This is a genomic window from Pseudomonas sp. NPDC089406 (genome assembly GCF_044900265.1).
GTDB classification, from domain to species: Bacteria; Pseudomonadota; Gammaproteobacteria; order Pseudomonadales; family Pseudomonadaceae; genus Aquipseudomonas; species Aquipseudomonas fakonensis.
In genome coordinates, this window is sequence record NZ_JBJDNC010000009.1 from 103,465 (window position 1) to 121,402 (window position 17,938).

Sequence of the window (17,938 nt, forward strand, 5' to 3'; positions counted from 1 at the left end):
GTCCCATCGTGCGTACCAACCTGCCGGTCAACCCGGTCGAGCAAAGCTTCCCCGAGCACCAGCGGCTCATTTCTGCCACCGACACCTCAAGCCTGATCACCTACTGCAACGCCGAGTTCGCCGCCATCAGCGGCTACAGCCAGGCCGAGCTGGTCGGCAGCCCGCACAACCTGGTGCGCCACCCGGACATGCCCGAGGCGGTGTTCGAGCTGATGTGGCAGTACCTCAAGGCCGGCCAGAGCTGGATGGGCATCGTCAAGAACCGCTGCAAGAACGGCAATTTCTACTGGGTCAGCGCCTATGTGACGCCGATCCTGGAGAACGGCCGGCTGGTGGGCTACGAGTCGGTACGGGTGCGCCCGACCCGTGAGCAGGTGGCCCGGGCCGAGGCGGTGTACGCGCGCCTGCGTGCAGGCCAGGCCGCACTTTCGCCGGCCCGGCGCCTGGCGCTGGCAGCCCGTGCCCTGGTGGTGCCGCTGTGTGCCGGCGCCTTGGCCGTGGGCGCCGATCGGCTGTGGCCGGGCCTGCCGGCCCAGGGCCTGACCCTGGCGCTGTTCGCCGCCACCGGCTGGTGGGCGCAGAGCCGCATGGCCCGCCACCAGCGGCGGATTGCCGCCGCCGCCGGCAACACCTTCAGCGACCCGGTGGCAGCGCTGACCTACAGCGACCAGGCCGGCGCCGCCGGGCAGCTGGAGCTGATTCTGATCAGCGAAGAGGCACGCCTTAAAACCGCGCTGACCCGCCTGAGCGACCTGGCGGCACAAATGGCCGACGCCGCGCTGGATGCCGGGCGCCTGTCGCGGGGCACCGAGGCGGCGTTGCTGGAGCAACGCGCCGAAACCGACCTGACCGCCACGGCCATGACCGAAATGGCCGCCTCCATCGGCGAGGTGGCTGGCCACGTGCAACTCACCGCGCAAGAAGCCCACACCGCCCACCAGCTGACCGAGCGCGGCAGCCAGGTGGCCGACGCCAGCGGCGCGGCGATCCGTGGCCTGGCAGGCACCGTCGGGCAGATCAACCAGGCGGTCAACGACCTGGCCGGTCAGACCGGTGCCATCGCCGAGGCCGCCGGGATGATCCGCGCCATCGCCGAGCAGACCAATTTGCTGGCGCTGAACGCCGCCATCGAGGCAGCCCGGGCCGGCGAGCATGGCCGCGGCTTTGCGGTAGTGGCTGATGAGGTAAGGGCGCTGGCTGACAAGACCCGCCAGTCCACCCTGCATATCCAGGCCATTACCGACAGCCTGCGCAGTGGTGCCGAACAGGCGGTGAGCATCGCCAGCCTGGGTATTGCCGGGGCCGAGCAGGGGGTAGTGCAGGTGGGGGAAACCCAGCAGGCACTGCAGGGTATCCGCGAGGCGGTGCTGCGCATCAGCGACATGAGCCAGCAGATGGCGGCAGCTTCGCAGCAGCAGTCCAGCGTGGCCGAAGATGTGTCGCGGCAGATCAACGGGGTGGCCGGTACCGTGCAGCAGAGCGCCAGCCGGGCCAATGCAGCGGCGTCGCGTGGGGCGGAGCTGGAGCAGATTTGCGCCGGGTTGCGGGCGTTGGTGGAGCGGTTTAACCGTTAGTGGTTGGTACTGTGTCAGGGCTGGAAGGTGCTTGCCACAGCCCTTGCAGCGCCTATGAGATCGAGCGCCGCCCGCGCGGCGCTCGATCTCATAGGCGCCAGATGCCTTTCGGCGAACACCTGGCAGCCCTGACGCAAACTCCTTTAAAACGCTACTGCGGCGCCCGCACCATCTCCTCGGTAATCGCGCGCAGCAGCGCCGCTTCAGCGGCCTTGCGGCTCTCAAGCAACAGCTCTGCTGCACGCTGGTAAATCACCCCCTGGTTCGGGTACAACCCGGAAACCAGCTCGATACGCTGCAACACCCCACCAATACGCCAAGGCACCTCGCCGAACTCACGCTCCAGCGCTTCGACATACCCCAGCGGCACAGCGGCCCCGGCATAGGCGCCAGGTGTCGCGGCTTCGCTCAGGCTGTCGAAGTACCCGGATGCCCCGCCCCATTGTTCGCCCAGCGCCTCAAACGCTTGCGGCCGCAAGCGCCGGACCCAGGCACTCCAGAACCGCTGGTCCAGCACCCAGTCGACCAAGCGCTGGTCGTTGATCGCGACCGTCACGTCGATAGCCAAGCGGGCGAGGGTGGCTTCGCTCAGGTTCGCCAGGTAATCGAAAGCGATCTCCTGCGGCTGTGGCGGCAAGCGCAGGGTTTCGCGCAGGTGCATACGGGCATGCAGGGCCATCTCGACTTCGTCGAGCAGGTAGGTGGGTTCGGTCAGGTCGGCGTCGCTGATATCGTCGCCGGCATGCAAGGGCGGTGCAGCATCGCGCTCGGCCTGGTCAAGCGCGCCGACGAGCACCCGCCGCCGGGCTACCCGGGCGTTGAAGATACTGCCCACCTGGGCATCCAGCTCTTGCTGGCGCAGCAGGCTGGTGGCGCTGCGTACGGCAACCTGTTCGTCGGCAAGGCCGGGGCCGGCATGGCTGACGGTCTGCCACAGCGTCACTTCGGTCTCGACCTGCTGGAACAGCAGGCTGGCCTGGTCGACACAGGCGGTGGCGGCGTCATTGAGCAGGTCGATGATCTGCTCCAGCACCTGGGCCCGGCCCCAACCGCCTTCGCCCTCTGGCTGGCCGTCAGCGGCCAGTGCTTCCAGCACCCGTTGCATGCGCAGGCGAAACGCCTGCGGGTGGCGTTCGTAATCGCGGGTGTCGGGCAAACGCTCCATCAATTCGTACAGCGGCCGCCATTGCGGGTCGGGGTAGGTGGTGGCGATATGGTCCAGCAGGGCCTCTGGCCAGCCGGCCGACCATTGCGGTGGGGCGTCGGCCTGGGCTGGTGTGTTCAGCCCGGCATCGTTCAGGCGTTGCCGCGCCTCGGGGGTGAACGGGTTGTCGTCGAAGGCGTAGATCATGTCCTCGTTGCCTTCGCGCACGGCTTCGGCGAACGCGCTATCGCGCAGGTCCGGGGCATCGACGAGGGCATTGCGGTTCATCTCCACCCGGCGCAGCACCAACGGGCGCTGCTCCATCAGGCCCTGCAGCCCCGGGGGCCATTCACCGATGCCGGTGTACTCAAGGTCCAGCCACTCCAGTTGCGTCCAGCCGGTCAGGTCCGGGGGCAGGTCGAGCGGGTTTTCGTACAGCGACAGGCGGCGCAGGCGATTGAGCCCGGCCAGGGCGGTGCGGGCGGCCTGGTCCAGCTCGACCTGGTTCTGGCCCAGATACAGCTCGCGCAGCGCCGGCCAGCGTTGCAGGGCCTGGAAGTGTTCGGCACCCAGCTCCAGGTCGTTCAGTGCGGCCTGGAACACCTCCAGTTGCGGCAGCCGCGCGAGTTGCAGGAGCGTGCCGGGTGACAAGGCTTCCAGAGACTGGTCCAGGCACAGGTAGCGCAGGCGCCCCAGGCGGCCGAGGATATCCAGCTGGTTGTGGTCTTCCAGGTCCAGCGAGTTGCCGGCCAAGTCGAGGGTTTCGACGTGCTGCAATTCGCCCAGTATTGGAGGCAGGTCTGGCAGCGCGTTGTCGCGCAGGTCCAGGTGGCGAACCTGAGGGAAGGCGCGCAGGAACAGGTTCAGGTCGCCTGCGGGCACTTCCTCCAGGCCATGCACCGCCAGGTGCCGCACGTAGGGCAACTGCACCGGCAGGGTGGGCAGTTCGTCGAGGTACTGGCCGTGGATGCGCAGGATCACATTGTCGATGTCGGCGATGGTGTCCGGGGCGTTTTGCCGCCGCCAGGCCTGGCGGATGCGCTCGGCCATGAGGGCACGGCGCACCCGCCGTTGCTCGAAGGTGCCTTCGTGGACGTTGTCCGGGTCGTGCACCCAGCGTTGCAGGGTCTCGTCCAGTTGCCGGTATTCCCGGCGCAGCCGTTCGAGCAGGCGGGTGAAGGCGCCGGGGTTGGGCCCGGCTTCGTTGCGCAGGATGCCGCGCAGCAGCTCGCGGTCGCCCTGTTCGCTGGCGGGGAACAACTGGTCGAACAGTTGATCGTCGGTCAGCCAGCCACTGCCACGGCCACTGAGGCGGTAGCCGATGCGATAGCTGCCGGGCAGCCGGGTCGGCAGGCGGTACATTGGCCGCACCGGGGCCATGCCCAGGTAGCCGGCGGCACGCTGGCGGTCGCCTGCAAGCACCGCGAACAGGGCTTCGCGCAGGCCGTTCGAGTCATGGATCTGCAACCCCAGCGCCACCCGTTCGCGGTCAGGCAGGGCATGCAGGATGGCCTGGAACAGGTCGCCGGCGCTGGCCAGCACCTGGTCGCGCTCATCACGCGGTTGATAGCGACCGTTGTCGCGCACCACGGTCTTCAGTGGCTTGCCCTCGCTACCTGCCGCGTGGCGCAACTGGCCGTTTTCACGCAGCTCCAGGCGTACCTCGCCGCGCCAGCCGGGCAGTTCGGCAAGGGCGCCGATGGCCAGGGCGTCGCGGTCGGCGCCGGTTTGCTGGAAGCTGCCCAAGGCCCGGTTGATACGGGCTTCACGCAGGTACAGGCGGGCGGTCTCGGCCATGTGCAGCGGCACCTTGCCGGCGCTGCGCATTCTGGCGAGGTCTGCCGGGCGGGCGCGGGCAATGATCTCGTTGCGCGCGCGCGGGCTCAACGCGGGGAAGTCCCGGGTCAGCAGCTCGCTGCCGGGCAGGGCAGCCACCTCGGGAGTTCTCGCCCCCAGGGCCTGGAAGCTGTCGACCAGCAGCGCCGGCAGCGGCTCGTGGTCGACCAGCGCCTTGCGCACGCTGGCGGCGTCGTAGCCGCTGCAACGCAGGGCTTGCGTCAGTGCTTCGTCAGCCAACCCCTGGGCGACCGGGCCGACGCGGCGCAACAGTTGTGCGTCATCCCAGCTCAAAGGGCTTTCATGGGGTAGCAGCCAGGCGCCCTGGCCGTTCTGCAGCAACGGCGGCTGATACTCCTGGCCGCGCGCCTTGGCCAGCCGCCAGCGGCCCTTTTCCAGCGCTTGCAGGGGCAGTGCCTGGCCTTCGTGATGCAGCCAGCGCTCGTGCTGCCAGTCATGCAGGCCATCGGCGGCAGCCGGCGTGCCTTCAGGCCAGGGCTCGGGGCGGGCGAAGGGGCTCAGGTCGCCCTGCCACAAGCGCTGGCGACCGTCACGCGCCACCCGGTGCCATTCGTGCAGCGCCCCCTGGGCTTCGCCAATCGAGGCGGCAGCGCCCAATGCGGCGACTTGCGCCAGGTTTTCCAGCACATCCAGCAATTGCTCGATGGCCGCTTCGGCATCGCCTTGGTTGGCTGCGTGCACCCCTTCGAGAAACTCGTCCACCAGCTGCGCGCCGCCAATCACCATCATCAGCTCGCCCAGGCCTGGCACGAACAACCCGGCAAGGTTCAACACGCTCAGGCCTACCCCAAGCCAGGCCTGCACGTTGGCCAGCAAGGCGGCGGCGTCGCGCTGCGCCACCGGCACCGCCACGCAGGCAGCGTCGATCAGCTTGCGCTCCACCTGCACGCGCGCGCGGTCCGCGAAGCAGTCGCCTGGCCAGGCGCGCAAGCTCAGCGGCAGGCGGGCGTTCTTGTCCAGGGTTTGCTGCCACAGGTCGGTCGGTGCGGGGAACAGCTGGTTGAGCCAGTCGCTGGGCGCGCCTTTCTCCCGTACCGGCGTGTCGGCCAGCAGCGTGGCATAGGGGTAACTGGGGAAGAGCAGGCCGTGCAGTTTTGTGGCGAATTCGGGCTGTTGTGCCTGGTTGACGTAGCGGCTGAAGGTGCGCCGCTCGCTCTCTTGCCACAGGGCTTCGGTCAGGGCCTGGCCCAGTGCCTGGACCGAGCTGTACTGGCGCAGGGGGCGGGTGGGGTGGCCGGGCAGGTAGAGGATGCAGGGTTCGCTGCTGTTGCCGGGTTGCAGGCGCAGCAGCAGCGGGCCGTCCAGGGGTATGCCGAACAGGCTGAGGTAGCTGCATTCCAGCGTGCGTGGCTGCCCACCGATGATCGGCTGGCGCACACCGGCCAACGCAGCTTCGCCCAGGGCCGCACCCTGCGCATCGAGCTGGCCTTGCAGGTGTGCCAGGCTCAGCTCGGCGGCGAAGGCCGCACGGTCCTGCTCGCGCAGCAGGGCGCGGAAGGCATCGGTGTCGATGTGGTCGGCCAGGTGGTAGCGGTAGCGCTGGCCCAGGTCGAGGTTGCGCACGCCGCTGACGAAAACAGCGCTCTCCAGGGCCAGCGGTTGGGCGTCGTCGGCCGAGGCGTACAGCTTCACCCGGGTACCTTCGTCGAAATTCTGCAGCGCCGCCTCCAGCCAGGGCATGTCGCGGCTTTCGCTGTAGTTCCACAGTACCGCGGTGTCGAGTTTGGGCGCAGTGGTGCCTGGGAACCAGCGCGGCAGGGCAGCTTGCAGCAGCGGCCGACAGTAGCGGTCGATCGGTTGCACCGGGGCGAGGGCCTGGGCCACGGCGCGGCTGGCGCGGTAGCTGGCGAGTATGCGTTGCTTGAGCTGCTGGCGCTGGTGGGGGCTGGCGTGCTTGTGCCAGTGGGGGTGGTGGCGGTGAATATGGCTAAGGTGCGGTGAAAGGGGCATGGCTGCTCTCCGGTGGGGGAAGCAGCGAGGCTAGGGAGGGTGAAGGTGGGGGGCGGGGTACATAACTACCGCGCCCGGTTTTGCTTCAGATTTGCGGCGCGGTGCTTTTCACCGCCGCCAGCTCCGGGTGCGCCACCAGCTTGTCGATGTGCAGCTCGTCGTTGTTCATCCAGGTTTCGGTCAGCACCCGGTAGTGCTCCATGTCGCGGCAGCGCATGCGCAGGCTGTAGTCGAAGTGGCCGCTGATCAGCTGGCATTCGTACACCTGCGGGCAGGCCCGCACGGTGGCTTCGAAGGCTTTTTGCGCCGAGCGCCCGCTCTGGTTGGACAAGGCCACCAGCACCAGCAGCGACAGCCCGGGGCTGACCTGCTGCACATCGATGATCGCCCCGTAGCCGCGGATCACCCCGCGCCGTTCCAGCTTGCGCACCCGCTCCAGGCACGGCCTGGGGGTGAGGTGCACAAGGGTGGAGAGTTTCTCGAAGGTGATTCGCCCCTGGTGACGCAGCACATCGATGATGGCTTCGTCGATGCGGTCCAGCGGGGCGCTGGCGGTGGCCTTGGTATCCATATTCGGCGTGGCTTCACTTCAGACGGTTGGACAGGAACTGGCGCAGGCGCTCGCTTTGCGGGCGGTCGAGAATGTCGGCGCTGCCGTGCTCCTCGACCAGGCCCTGGTGCAAAAACAGCACCTGGCTCGACACCTGGCGGGCAAAGCCCATTTCATGGGTGACCATGAGCATGGTACGTCCTTCCTCGGCGAGCGTCTGTATCACCTTGAGCACCTCGCCCACCAGCTCCGGGTCCAGCGCCGAGGTGGGTTCGTCGAACAGGATGATTTCCGGCTCCATGGCCAGCGCCCGGGCAATGGCCACCCGCTGCTGCTGGCCGCCGGACAAAAACGCCGGGTACTGGCTGGCGGCGCGGGCCGGCAGGCCGACTTTGTCCAGATACTTGCGCGCCCGCGCCTCGGCCTCGCCGGCACTGATGCCCAGCACCTTGCGTGGTGCCAGGCAGATGTTCTCCAGCACCGTCAGGTGGCTCCACAGGTTGAAGTGCTGGAACACCATGGCCAGGCGCGTGCGCAGGTTCTGCAACTGCGCCGGCGGTGGGGTGCCCTTGCTGATCTGCAGGGTCTGGCCGTCGAGGGTGATGCTGCCGGCGTCGGGTTTTTCAAGGAAGTTGATGCAGCGCAAAAAGGTGCTCTTGCCCGAGCCGCTGGCGCCGATCAGGCTGATCACGTCGCCCTTGCGGGCCTGCAGCGACACGCCCTTGAGCACCTGGTGCTCGCCGTAGTGCTTGTGCAGGCCGTCGACGCTGAGCTTGAGGGCGCCGGTGTGTGCCTGGGCGCCCGGGGCCTGTTCGAAAGTGGAAAGTGGCAGTGCGGTGGCAGTCATGGGTTCAGCCTCGGGCAGGGTCAAGGAAGCGCATCCAGCGACGTTCGGCCAGGCGCAGCAGGCCGACCAGGGCGAAGGACAGCAGCATGTACAGCAGGGCGGCCACGCCGAAGGCCTGGAAGGTGAGGAAGGTCGCGGCGTTGGCGTCGCGGGCCACCTTGAGGATGTCGGCGACGGTGGCGGTGAAGGCCAGCGAGGTGGCGTGCAGCATCAGGATCAGCTCGTTGCTGTAGGCCGGCAGCGAGCGGCGCAGGGCCGCCGGCAGCACCAGGAACAGGTTGAGTTTCCAGCCGCGCAGGCCGTAGGCCTGGGCTGCTTCCAATTCGCCGGCGGGCAGGTTGCGGATGGCCCCGGCGAAAATCTCCACGGTGTAGGCGCAGGTGTTGAGCACGAAGGCCAGCAGGGTGCAGTTCAGCGCATTACGGAAAAACTGGTCGAGCAGCGCGTGCTCGCGCACCACCTGCAGGCTGTACAGCCCGGTGTAGCAAATCAGCAGCTGGATGTAGAGCGGCGTGCCGCGGAACACAAAGGTGTACAGCTGCACCGGCAGGTGCAGCCAGGCGCGTCGCGATACCCGCGCCAGCGCCAGGGGCAGCGACAGGGCAAAACCCAGCACCATGCTGGCGACGAACAGCCACAGGGTCATGGCCAGGCCCGAAAGCCCGCTGCCATCGGTGTACAGGTAGGCCAGGCCGTATTGCTGGAGAAGTTCGATCATCGCGCCAGCTCCTTGATACCGGTGTTGTAGCGCCGCTCCAGCACCTTCAGCAGGTAGTTGGAGAGCACCGTGATCAGCAGGTACACCAGCCCCGCCAGGCACAGGAAGAACAACACGCTATTGGTGGTCTTGCCGGCGTTCTGCGCGGCCTTGACCAGGTCGGCCAGGCCGATGATCGACACCAGCGCGGTGGACTTGAGCAGCACCAGCCAGTTGTTGCCCAGCCCCGGCAGGGCAAAGCGCATCAGTTGCGGGAACAGCACCAGGCAGAAGCGCTGGGCGCGGCTCAGGCCATAGGCGGTGGCGGCTTCCAGCTGGCCGGCCGGCACACTGAGGATGGCGCCGCGAAAGGTTTCGGTGAAATACGCGCCATAGATGAAGCCCAGGGTGATCACCCCGGCGCCGAACGGGTCGATTTCCACGTAGTCCCAGCCCAGCGCCTCGGTGAGGTCGTTGAGCCAGATCTGCATGCTGTAGAAGATCAGCAGAATCAGCACCAGGTCGGGCACGCTGCGGATCAGCGTGGTGTACAGGGTGGCAGGGATGCGCAGGAGTTTTGCGCGGGACAGCTTGGCACTGGCGCCCAGCAGGCCCAGCAGCAGGCTCAGGGCCAGGGACAGCAGGGCCAGCTTGAGGGTCATCCAGGTGCCTTGGGCCAGCAGGGGGCCGAAGCCTTGCAGGCCGCTTGTGAGGAAGTCAGGCATAGCAGGGGATCTCGCGGTGGATTCATCGCGGGCAAGCCCGCTCCTACAGGTCACTGCTGGCAGTGAAGCCGCTCAGGGTCCTGTGGGAGCGGGCTTGCCCGCGAAGAGGCCGGTGGGGACTCATTCGTTGTAGATATCCACGTCGCCGACGTACTTCTTCTGGATTGCGGCATAGGTGCCGTCGGCGTGGATCATGGCGATGCCCTTGTCGAGCAGGGCCTTGAGCTCGGGGTCGGTCTTGCGCAGGCCCATGGCGATGTCCAGCGGCAAGGTCGGGTCCTTGATGGCCGGGCCGCTGCGAAAATCGGCGCCCTCGGGCTTGGACAGGAAGTTGAGCTGGGCTTCGAGCTTGTCGGTGACGGTGGCGTCCAGGCGGCCGTTCATCAGGTCGGCGTAGTTCTGGTCCTGTGCCTGGTAGGCCTTGACCTGCGCGCCCAGCGGGGCAAGCACGGCGCGGGCGTACGCCTCCTGCAGCGAACCTTGCAGCACACCCACCTGCTTGCCCTTGAGCGATTCGACGCTGTCGCCGAAGGTGGCCGACTTGCGCACGATCACCGACGTGGGGCTGAGGAACAGGCGACTGGTGAAGTCGATCTGTTTTTGCCGCGCCGGGGTGACGGCCATGGACGACATGATGGCGTCGAACTTGCGGGCGCGCAGGGCCGGGATCATGCCGTCGAACTCGTTGTGCACCCAGGTGCATTTGACCTGCAGTTTTTCGCAGATGGCGTTGCCCAGTTCGATGTCGAAGCCTTGCAGGCTGCCATCGGCGGCGACGGATTCGAAGGGGGGGTATTCGGGGTACACGCCGAAGCGGATTTCGCTCCACTCCTTGGCCTGGGCCAGGGTGGTGGCGCAGAGGGAAAGCAACAGCACGCCGAAGCGTTTGCGCATGGAAAGCATAGGAGTAGGTCCCTTGGTGTTGTTATTGGATTTGGGGCAGTGCAAGGGTGCAGGGGTGTCGCTGTTGTTGTGATGACTGCTTGGTCAGGGCTCAGGATGCGCGAGGCAGAGCGGTTTTTTGTGTCGTTTGCCAGCGCGGCGAAGGCCGGATTCGGCTGTTGCGTGAACGCTTGCAGCCGAATCGGCTGTCGCGACATGGATTTATGGAAGTGCGACAGCCGATTCGGTGGATGCGTGAGCTCGGCGTTGAACCTGTGGGAGCGGCTTTAGCCGCGAACACCGGCAAGGCCGGTGCCATACACCGCGTCGTCTGCTTCGCGGGTAAACCCGCTCCCACAGGATCGCGGGGCGCCCGCACCTGGCGCTGAACCTGCGGGCACCGCCACCGGGCGCAGCAGCGCGAACAGGTCCTTCGGATTGGCCAACTCCGGCACCAGGGCGATGTCCTCGCCGATATCCAGCGCCTTGGCCACATCCAGCACATAGCGCAGCGCCGAGTAGTCCTCGATGGCAAAGCCCACCGAATCGAACAGGGTCACCTGCTCGGCGTTTTCGCGCCCGGCAGCGCTGCCCTCGACCACCTGCCAGAACTCGGTGGTGGGCGAGCCGGCCGGCAGTTGCTGGATTTCGCCTTCGATGCGGCTTTGCGGCTCGTACTCGACGATCACCCGGGCGCGTTCGACGATGTCGCGGTGCAGCTCGGTCTTGCCCGGGCAGTCGCCGCCCACGGCGTTCAGGTGCATGCCCGGCTCGATCATCTCGGGGCTGAGGATGGTGGCGTAGGCCTTGTCGGCGGTCACCGTGGTGACGATATCGGCGCCACGCACCGCCTCGGCCACGCTGGCGGCGATGGTCAGTTTCAGCTGTGGGTAGCCGGCCAGGTTGGCGGCGAGCTTTTCCGACGCGGCGCGGTCGATGTCGAACAGGCGGACCTCGTCGATGCCCAGCAGGGTATGGAAGGCGATGGCCTGGAATTCGCTTTGCGAGCCGTTGCCGATCAGCGCCATGCTGCGGCTGCCTGCACGGGCCAGGTAGCGGGCGGCCAGGGCCGAGGTGGCGGCGGTGCGGATGGCGGTGGTCAGGGTCATTTCGCTGAGCAGCACCGGCGCGCCGGTGTCGACATCGCCCAGGGCGCCGAAGGCCATTACCGTGAGCAGGCCGTCGTGGGTGTTCTTCGGGTGGCCGTTGACGTACTTGAAGGCGTACAGGCTGGCGTCGGACACCGGCATCAGCTCGATCACCCCGTCCGGCGAGTGGTTGGCCAGGCGCGGGCATTTTTCGAAGGCATGCCAGCGCAGGTAGTCCTGGCGGATGTACTCGGCCATTTCGCCAAGGCAGGTGGGCAGGCCTTTGCGGTTGACCAGGCGGGCGAGAGCGGGCACGTCGATATAGCGGGTCATGGTGGTTCTCCTTGGCTGTCAGTGGCGCGAAGGCAGGTGCACTTCGGCGAGCATGCAGCGGGCGCTGCCGCCGCCGATGCGTTCGATATGGTCGATGTTCACCACCAGCGGGCGGCTGTGGCGCTCCACCTGGCGGCGTTGGCCGGCGTCCAGCGAGCCCCAGGCGCTGCGCGACATCACCAGCAGCGGCTGGCCGTCGCGGTCGTGCACCTCGAGCATGTTGCCGGCAAAGCGCTCCAGCTGGTCGAAGCCCAGGGCCAGCAACTCTTTGCCGGTGTCGCGCAGGGAGCGTTCGAGGGCCTGGCGTTCATCGGCATGGGGCAGGGCGTCGAGGCAGGCCACGGCCAGTTGGCGGCCGACGTTCATCATCACGTTGCTGTGGTAGATGGGCGCCTGCTGGCGGTCGACGGCATGGAACAGGCACAGCTGGTAGTCGAGTTGTTCGGCGAACTGGCGCAGGGCCTGTTGGTGGGTGCGCCCGGAGTGGCAGGCGTAGCTGATGCGGTGTTCGCGGTCCAGCACCATGCTGCCGGTGCCCTCGAGGAACAGGTTGTGCTGCTCCAGCGGGCTGAGGTCGACGGTGCGCTGGATGGCGAAGCGCTCCTCGAGTACCTGCAGCACGCCCTTGTTGCGCTCCAGGCGGCGGTTCTCGCCTTCCATGGGGTAGAGCACCAGGCTGCCGTCGGCGTGGCTGCTCCACCAGTTGTTGGGGAAGATCGAGTCGGGGGTGTGGGGTTCGGGGGTGTCCTGCACCACCAGCACCTCGACGCCGTGCTGGCGCAGGCTTTCGACGTAGCCGTCGAATTCTTCCAGGGCTTTTGCGCTGGCGGCTTGCGGGTCCAGCGGGGCCTGCTGGAAGCGGTTGTTGGCGGCGGTGTCGGGGTTGAAGGCGAACCGCGCCGGGCGAATCATGAGGACGGTATTTGTTGTTTGCATTGGGGCACGCATCCACGGGTGGGCTGTGTGGCCATTGTCCGGCGGATGGCGGGGGAATCCCGGCTGAAGCAGGTGGGGTGGGCAGCGGAGGCGGCTGAAAAGGTGGGTTTGGCAGCGGAATCGGCTGTGGCGGTTCTGGTGTCAGGAAACTCCTGCCGGATGTGACCCCTGTAGGAGCGGCCTTGTGTCGCGAACGGGCTGCGCAGCAGCCCCAAGACCTTCGAATCATGCAAAATTACCGGGGCTGCTTTGCAGCCCATTCGCGACACAAGGCCGCTCCTACAGGATTCGTGGTGTGGCATCAATCTGCGGAGACTATCCCCTGTTCGCGCAGGCGCTTGTACAAGGTGGTGCGGCTGATGCCCAGCACCCGCGCTACCGACGACAGGTTGCCATTGGCCTGGCGTAGCAGTGCGTCGAGGTCGGTCGGGTTTTGCGCAGCGTCAGCTGGCGCCTGGGTTTCAGTGAGGAAGTGCGCGGGCAGGTGTTCGAACTCGATCGGGCCGTTGCCCGCCAAGGCCAGCGCCACCTGCATCACGCTGACCAGCTCGCGGATGTTGCCAGGCCACGGATGGCTTTCGAGCAGGGCCAGAATCGTTGCCGGCAAGCGCTCGGGCTGCCCCGGCTCACGGTAGCGCCTATGCACCTGCTGGATCAGCCCACGCCGGTCGCTGCGCTCGCGCAACGGCGGCAGCACCAGCGCAAGGCCGGCTATGCGGTAGTAAAGGTCCTGGCGAAAGCGCCCGGCGCGCACATCGGCGGCCAGGTCGCGGTTGCTGGCCGAGACCACGCGAATATCCACCGCCACCGGCTCGCCGCTGCCCAGCGGCTGGATGCTGCGGCTTTGCAGCACGCGCAGCAGGCGGGCCTGGGTGGCCAGGGGCATGTCGCCGATCTCGTCGAGAAACAGCACGCCGCCGTCGGCCTTGCGGATCAGCCCGCTGTTGCCTTTATGGTGGGCGCCGGTGAAGGCGCCCTTTTCGTAGCCGAACAGCTCCGATTCCACCAGTTCCGCCGGAATGGCGGCGCAGTTCACCGCGATCAACGGCTGGCGCGCGCGGCTGCTGGCCTGGTGCAGGGCGTTGACGAACACCTCCTTGCCCACGCCGGTTTCGCCCTGCACCAGCAGCGGGATGTCCTTTTCCAGCAGCAGGCCGGCCTGGGTCAGGGCCTTGGCCAGCCGTGGGTCGCTGGCCTCGGGTGCTGCCCGTGGCGGTTGCTGGCGCGGGGCGTGCCATTGGCAGTGCAGGCGCTGGCCGGCCTGGGTGTGCAGGGCGAACGGGCGGCCTTCGGGGTGTTCGAGGAGCTGGCGCAGCGGCTGCTGGAACAGGCGCTCCAGGTTTTGCTGGCGCGGGTCGCCGCCCAGCAGGCTGTCGGCGCGGTGGTTGGCGGCTTGCACCTGGCCACCTTCGTCGAACAGCAGCAGGCCGGCCCAGGGGCTGTCGAGGTTGTCGGCGGCGTTGTTGAACAGCAACTGCCAGTGCTGCGCGCCGGGGCCGCTGAGGATCAGGCGGTTTTCCAGGCTCTGGCTGAGCATGCGCACCAGGCCCAGGGTTTGCGTGGCGGGCAGGTAGCCGTCGCTGGCGACGTCCAAGACCCCGACCAGGCGCCGCTCATGGTCGAACAGCGGGGCGGCGGCGCTGGCCATGTAGCGGTTCTGGCGCAGGAAGTGCTCGTCCTGGCCGACGTGGATGGCCTCGCCGCACACCAGCGCGGTGCCCAGGGCATTGGTGCCCACGCCTTGCTCGCGCCAGCGCGCGCCGGGGGTAAAACCATGCTGCTGGCGCGGGTCGACGAAGCGCCGGGTGCCCCAGGCTTCCAGCAGGCAGCCACTGGCATCGCCGAGCATCACCAGGTGGCTGGCGTTGGCCAGCAGGTGGGCATGGTGCGGCAGCACATCGTCGCGGGTCAGGCGCAGCAGGGCCTGGTGGCGTTCGAGCAGGGTGCTCAGCTCGGCACCGGTCAGGCAGTCGAAGTCGGGGGCGTGCTGGGGTTGCAGGCCATGGTCGCGGCAGCGCGCCCACGAGGCCTGGATCAGTTGGGCATGGGTGGCAGTGGAAGGGGCCATGGGCCTGTCCTGTGTCTTGTTGTTGTTCTTGTTGTTGTTCTACCGGCCGCGTTTGAGTGTCGTTCAGGGTTGTTCAATGTCAAACCCCGGGGTGTTCATTTGTTCAGCGAAGCTGTTCACATCTGAACAGCGGCGGATGGCGGCCTGACTGTGCAGGGCCGGGCCAGAGCCTGTGCGCCGAACTGGCACGGTTCTGGCTCCGTTCGGCGGACAACAATCAGAAAAGGCGCCGCCATGTCCCTGGTGCTGGAGCAGGTCAGCCGCAGTGTCGATGAGCAGGTCTGGATCAATGATGCCAGCCTGCGCTTCGAACCCGGCTCGTTCAATGTGCTGCTGGGCCGCACCCTGGCCGGCAAGACCAGCCTGATGCGGTTGATGGCCGGGCTCGACCGCCCGGACCGTGGCCGCGTGCTGATGGACGGCGAAGACGTCACCGGCCGCCCGGTGCGCCTGCGCAACGTGTCGATGGTGTATCAGCAGTTCATCAACTACCCCACGCTGACGGTGTTCGAGAACATCGCCTCGCCGCTGCGCCAGGCACGCATGGCCGAGGCCGAGGTGCAGCGCCGGGTGCGCGAAACTGCCGAGATGCTGCGCATCGAACCGTACCTTGCGCGCCTGCCGCTGGAGCTCTCGGGCGGGCAGCAACAACGCACGGCCATGGCCCGGGCGCTGGTCAAGGATGCTTCGCTGATTCTGTTCGACGAGCCGCTGGTCAACCTCGACTACAAGCTGCGCGAGGGCTTGCGCCAGGAACTGCGGGCGCTGTTTGCCGCGCGCAACTGCATTGCCGTGTACGCCACCACTGAGCCCAACGAAGCCCTGGCCCTGGGCGGCACCACCACCTTGCTGCACGAAGGCCGGGTGATCCAGAGCGGGCCCACTGCCGAGGTGTACCAGCGCCCGGGCAGCGTGCTGGCGGCCGAGCTGTTCAGCGAACCGCCGATCAACCTGGTGCCCGGCAGCCTCAGGGGCAACGAGGTGAGCCTGGCGGGCGCGGTGCACTTTGCCCGCAGCGCTGCCCTGCGCGAGCTGCCCGATGGCGACTACCGCTTCGGCATCCGCCCCAGCCACCTCACGCTGGTGCCGTCCGCCGATGATGACCTGGAGCTCGCGGTGCTGGTGGAGCTGGCCGAGATCAGCGGCTCGGAAACCTTCCTGCATGTGCGCAACGACCACTGGCGGATGATCCTGCACCTGCCCGGCGTGCACGAGTACCAGGTGGACACGCCGATCCGTGTGTTTATCCCCACCCACAAGCTGTTTATCTTCGACAGCCGTGATGCGCTGGCGCAGGCCCCGGGGCCGCGCCAGGCGAGGAGTGCCTGATGGCCGAGATCCGCCTGCGCCAGCTGGCCCACAGCTACAGCCGCGCCCCGGCCAGCGCCGCCGACTATGCCCTGCACGAGCTGGAACATGTGTGGGAGCAGGGCGGCGCCTACGCCTTGCTGGGGCCTTCGGGCTGCGGCAAGTCGACCTTGCTCAACATCATTTCCGGGCTGCTCAGCCCGTCCCATGGTGAGGTGCTGTTCGACGGCAAGGCGGTCAACGCCCTGACGCCGCAGCAGCGCAACATTGCCCAGGTGTTCCAGTTCCCGGTGGTGTACGACACCATGAGCGTGTTCGACAACCTGGCCTTCCCCTTGCGCAACCAGGGGCTGGACGAGGCGCGGGTGCGGGCGCGGGTGGAAGAGATCGCCGAGGTGCTGGACCTGACCGCGGTGCTCAGGCGCAAGGCGCGCAACCTCAGCGCCGACGAAAAGCAGAAGGTCTCCATGGGCCGGGGGCTGGTGCGCGACGATGTATCGGCGATTTTGTTCGACGAGCCGCTGACGGTGATCGACCCGCACCTCAAGTGGAAGCTGCGGCGCAAGCTCAAGCAGATCCACGAACAGTTCAACATCACCATGATCTACGTCACCCACGACCAGCTGGAGGCCTCGACCTTCGCCGACAAGATCGCGGTGATGCACGGCGGGCGCATCGTCCAGTTCGGCACCCCGCGCGAGCTGTTCGAGCGCCCGCGCCATACCTTCGTGGGCTACTTCATCGGCAGCCCCGGGATGAACCTGATCGATGTGCGCGCCGAGGCCGACGGGGTGAGTTTCGGCGGCCTGCACCTGCCATTGCCGGAGGGGCTGCGCGAGCGCCTGGCGGCCACCCCCGGCGGGCGCCTGCAGGTGGGTATTCGCCCGGAGTTCGTACAGGTGTGGGAGCAGCCGCTGGTGGAGGCCCATGAGGCGCGGGTGCTGGATGTCGAAGACCTGGGGACCTACCGCATCGTCACCCTGGAACTGGCCGGGGTGACGCTGAAAGCACGCCTGGGCGAGGACCGCCCGCTGCCCGTCGGTACGGCCTGGGTCGGCCTGCCGCCGCAGTGGCTGATGCTGTACCTCGATGACGTGCTGCTGGAGGCCGGGCCATGAACAAGGTGCACAACAACAAGGCCTGGTGGCTGGTGCTGCCGGTGTTTTTGCTGGTGGCGTTCAGCGCCGTGGTGCCGATGATGACCGTGGTCAACTACTCGGTGCAGGACATTTTCGACGCCTCCAACCGCTACTTCGTCGGCGCCGACTGGTACCGCCAGGTGCTGCGCGACCCGGCCCTGCACGACGCGCTGCTGCGCCAGTTCATCTACTCGGCCTGCGTGCTGGCCATCGAGATCCCGCTGGGCATCGCCATCGCCCTGACCATGCCCACCCGCGGGCGCATGGCGTCGGTGTGCCTGATCGTCATGGCCATCCCGCTGCTGATCCCGTGGAACGTGGTGGGCACCATCTGGCAGATTTTCGGCCGCGCCGACATTGGCCTGATGGGCGCGACCCTGGCCAAACTGGGCATCAACTACAACTACGCCGGCGACCCGTTCGACGCCTGGGTGACGGTGCTGGTGATGGATGTGTGGCACTGGACCTCGCTGGTGGCGCTGCTGTGCTACTCGGGGCTGCGCGCCATCCCCGACGTGTACTACCAGGCCGCGCGCATCGACCGGGCCTCGGGCTGGGCGGTGTTCCGGCATATCCAGCTGCCCAAGCTCAAGAGCGTGCTGCTGATTGCGGTGATGCTGCGCTTCATGGACAGCTTCATGATCTACACCGAGCCGTTCGTGCTCACCGGCGGCGGGCCGGGCAACGCCACCACCTTCCTCAGCCAGACCCTCACGCGCATGGCCGTGGGGCAGTTCGACCTGGGCCCGGCGGCGGCGTTCTCGCTGGTGTACTTCCTGATCATCCTGCTGGTGTCGTGGCTGTTCTACACAGCCATGACCCACGCCGACAAGGAGTAGC

General features: G+C 67.3%; 11 protein-coding genes and 3 pseudogenes. 5 read left to right on the forward strand and 9 right to left on the reverse strand.

All coding sequences use genetic code 11. The annotated features are described in order from the left end of the window. Positions 1-8: 8 nt before the first annotated feature. Positions 9-290, forward strand: a pseudogene (locus ACI2KK_RS08915) (PAS domain-containing protein); the annotation flags it as partial. A gap of 792 nt (positions 291-1,082) precedes the next feature. Next, positions 1,083-1,574: pseudogene (locus ACI2KK_RS08920) on the forward strand (methyl-accepting chemotaxis protein); the annotation flags it as partial. A gap of 151 nt (positions 1,575-1,725) precedes the next feature. On the opposite strand, the gene ACI2KK_RS08925 reads toward ACI2KK_RS08920, so the two are convergent. The 9 genes and pseudogenes from ACI2KK_RS08925 to ACI2KK_RS08965 form a co-directional block, all read right to left on the reverse strand. After that, positions 1,726-6,525, reverse strand: a complete 4,800-nt coding sequence (locus tag ACI2KK_RS08925) for a dermonecrotic toxin domain-containing protein (protein WP_404668653.1) — start codon at positions 6,523-6,525, stop codon at positions 1,726-1,728. An 85-nt stretch (positions 6,526-6,610) separates the two neighbouring features. Further along, positions 6,611-7,096, reverse strand: coding sequence for an Lrp/AsnC family transcriptional regulator (locus tag ACI2KK_RS08930; RefSeq protein WP_217888474.1), 486 nt, complete (start codon positions 7,094-7,096; stop codon positions 6,611-6,613). Positions 7,097-7,109: 13 nt separating this feature from the next. Then, positions 7,110-7,922, reverse strand: coding sequence for an ABC transporter ATP-binding protein (locus ACI2KK_RS08935; RefSeq protein ID WP_404668654.1), 813 nt, complete (start codon positions 7,920-7,922; stop codon positions 7,110-7,112). Between the two features lie 4 nt (positions 7,923-7,926). Beyond that, on the reverse strand, positions 7,927-8,640 hold the full coding sequence (locus ACI2KK_RS08940) for an ABC transporter permease (protein ID WP_404668655.1): 714 nt from the start codon (positions 8,638-8,640) through the stop codon (positions 7,927-7,929). Then, positions 8,637-9,344 carry an ABC transporter permease gene (locus tag ACI2KK_RS08945; protein ID WP_404668656.1) on the reverse strand — a complete coding sequence of 236 codons (708 nt, stop codon included), beginning with the start codon at positions 9,342-9,344 and terminating at the stop codon, positions 8,637-8,639. Before ACI2KK_RS08945 ends, ACI2KK_RS08940 begins: the two co-directional genes overlap by 4 nt. A 120-nt stretch (positions 9,345-9,464) precedes the next feature. Then, positions 9,465-10,247, reverse strand: a complete 783-nt coding sequence (locus ACI2KK_RS08950; RefSeq protein ID WP_404668657.1) for an ABC transporter substrate-binding protein — start codon at positions 10,245-10,247, stop codon at positions 9,465-9,467. Between the two features lie 392 nt (positions 10,248-10,639). Further along, a pseudogene (locus tag ACI2KK_RS08955) lies at positions 10,640-11,647 on the reverse strand (ornithine cyclodeaminase); the annotation flags it as partial. Between the two features lie 18 nt (positions 11,648-11,665). Next, the gene (gene ctlX / locus ACI2KK_RS08960; RefSeq protein ID WP_404668658.1) at positions 11,666-12,583 is read right to left on the reverse strand and encodes a citrulline utilization hydrolase CtlX; all 918 of its coding nucleotides are present in this window, start codon (positions 12,581-12,583) and stop codon (positions 11,666-11,668) included. A 301-nt stretch (positions 12,584-12,884) separates the two neighbouring features. Next, positions 12,885-14,651: a sigma-54-dependent Fis family transcriptional regulator gene (locus ACI2KK_RS08965; RefSeq protein ID WP_404668659.1), complete on the reverse strand. Its 1,767-nt coding sequence runs from the start codon at positions 14,649-14,651 to the stop codon at positions 12,885-12,887. A 234-nt stretch (positions 14,652-14,885) separates the two neighbouring features. Here ACI2KK_RS08965 and ACI2KK_RS08970 point away from each other — a divergent pair, with 234 nt between their 5' ends. Genes ACI2KK_RS08970 through ACI2KK_RS08980 form a run of 3 tightly spaced genes read left to right on the forward strand, consistent with a single transcriptional unit; the run spans position 14,886 to position 17,937 of the window. After that, complete coding sequence (locus tag ACI2KK_RS08970; RefSeq protein WP_404668660.1) at positions 14,886-15,980, forward strand: ABC transporter ATP-binding protein; 1,095 nt, start codon at positions 14,886-14,888, stop codon at positions 15,978-15,980. After that, the gene (locus tag ACI2KK_RS08975; RefSeq protein WP_404668661.1) at positions 15,980-17,077 is read left to right on the forward strand and encodes an ABC transporter ATP-binding protein; all 1,098 of its coding nucleotides are present in this window, start codon (positions 15,980-15,982) and stop codon (positions 17,075-17,077) included. Before ACI2KK_RS08970 ends, ACI2KK_RS08975 begins: the two co-directional genes overlap by 1 nt. Continuing rightward, positions 17,074-17,937, forward strand: coding sequence for a carbohydrate ABC transporter permease (locus ACI2KK_RS08980; RefSeq protein ID WP_404668662.1), 864 nt, complete (start codon positions 17,074-17,076; stop codon positions 17,935-17,937). The genes ACI2KK_RS08975 and ACI2KK_RS08980 overlap by 4 nt, the downstream gene beginning before the upstream one ends. Position 17,938: the final 1 nt, after the last annotated feature.

Bases quoted from the DNA above. Each gene is read 5' to 3' on its own strand.
- ACI2KK_RS08925 (WP_404668653.1), bottom strand. From the start codon at position 6,525: ATGCCCCTTTCACCGCACCTTAGCCATATTCACCGCCACCACCCCCAC.
- ACI2KK_RS08930 (WP_217888474.1), bottom strand. From the start codon at position 7,096: ATGGATACCAAGGCCACCGCCAGCGCCCCGCTGGACCGCATCGACGAA.
- ACI2KK_RS08935 (WP_404668654.1), bottom strand. From the start codon at position 7,922: ATGACTGCCACCGCACTGCCACTTTCCACTTTCGAACAGGCCCCGGGC.
- ACI2KK_RS08940 (WP_404668655.1), bottom strand. From the start codon at position 8,640: ATGATCGAACTTCTCCAGCAATACGGCCTGGCCTACCTGTACACCGAT.
- ACI2KK_RS08945 (WP_404668656.1), bottom strand. From the start codon at position 9,344: ATGCCTGACTTCCTCACAAGCGGCCTGCAAGGCTTCGGCCCCCTGCTG.
- ACI2KK_RS08950 (WP_404668657.1), bottom strand. From the start codon at position 10,247: ATGCTTTCCATGCGCAAACGCTTCGGCGTGCTGTTGCTTTCCCTCTGC.
- ctlX (WP_404668658.1), bottom strand. From the start codon at position 12,583: ATGCAAACAACAAATACCGTCCTCATGATTCGCCCGGCGCGGTTCGCC.
- ACI2KK_RS08965 (WP_404668659.1), bottom strand. From the start codon at position 14,651: ATGGCCCCTTCCACTGCCACCCATGCCCAACTGATCCAGGCCTCGTGG.
- ACI2KK_RS08970 (WP_404668660.1), top strand. From the start codon at position 14,886: ATGTCCCTGGTGCTGGAGCAGGTCAGCCGCAGTGTCGATGAGCAGGTC.
- ACI2KK_RS08975 (WP_404668661.1), top strand. From the start codon at position 15,980: ATGGCCGAGATCCGCCTGCGCCAGCTGGCCCACAGCTACAGCCGCGCC.
- ACI2KK_RS08980 (WP_404668662.1), top strand. From the start codon at position 17,074: ATGAACAAGGTGCACAACAACAAGGCCTGGTGGCTGGTGCTGCCGGTG.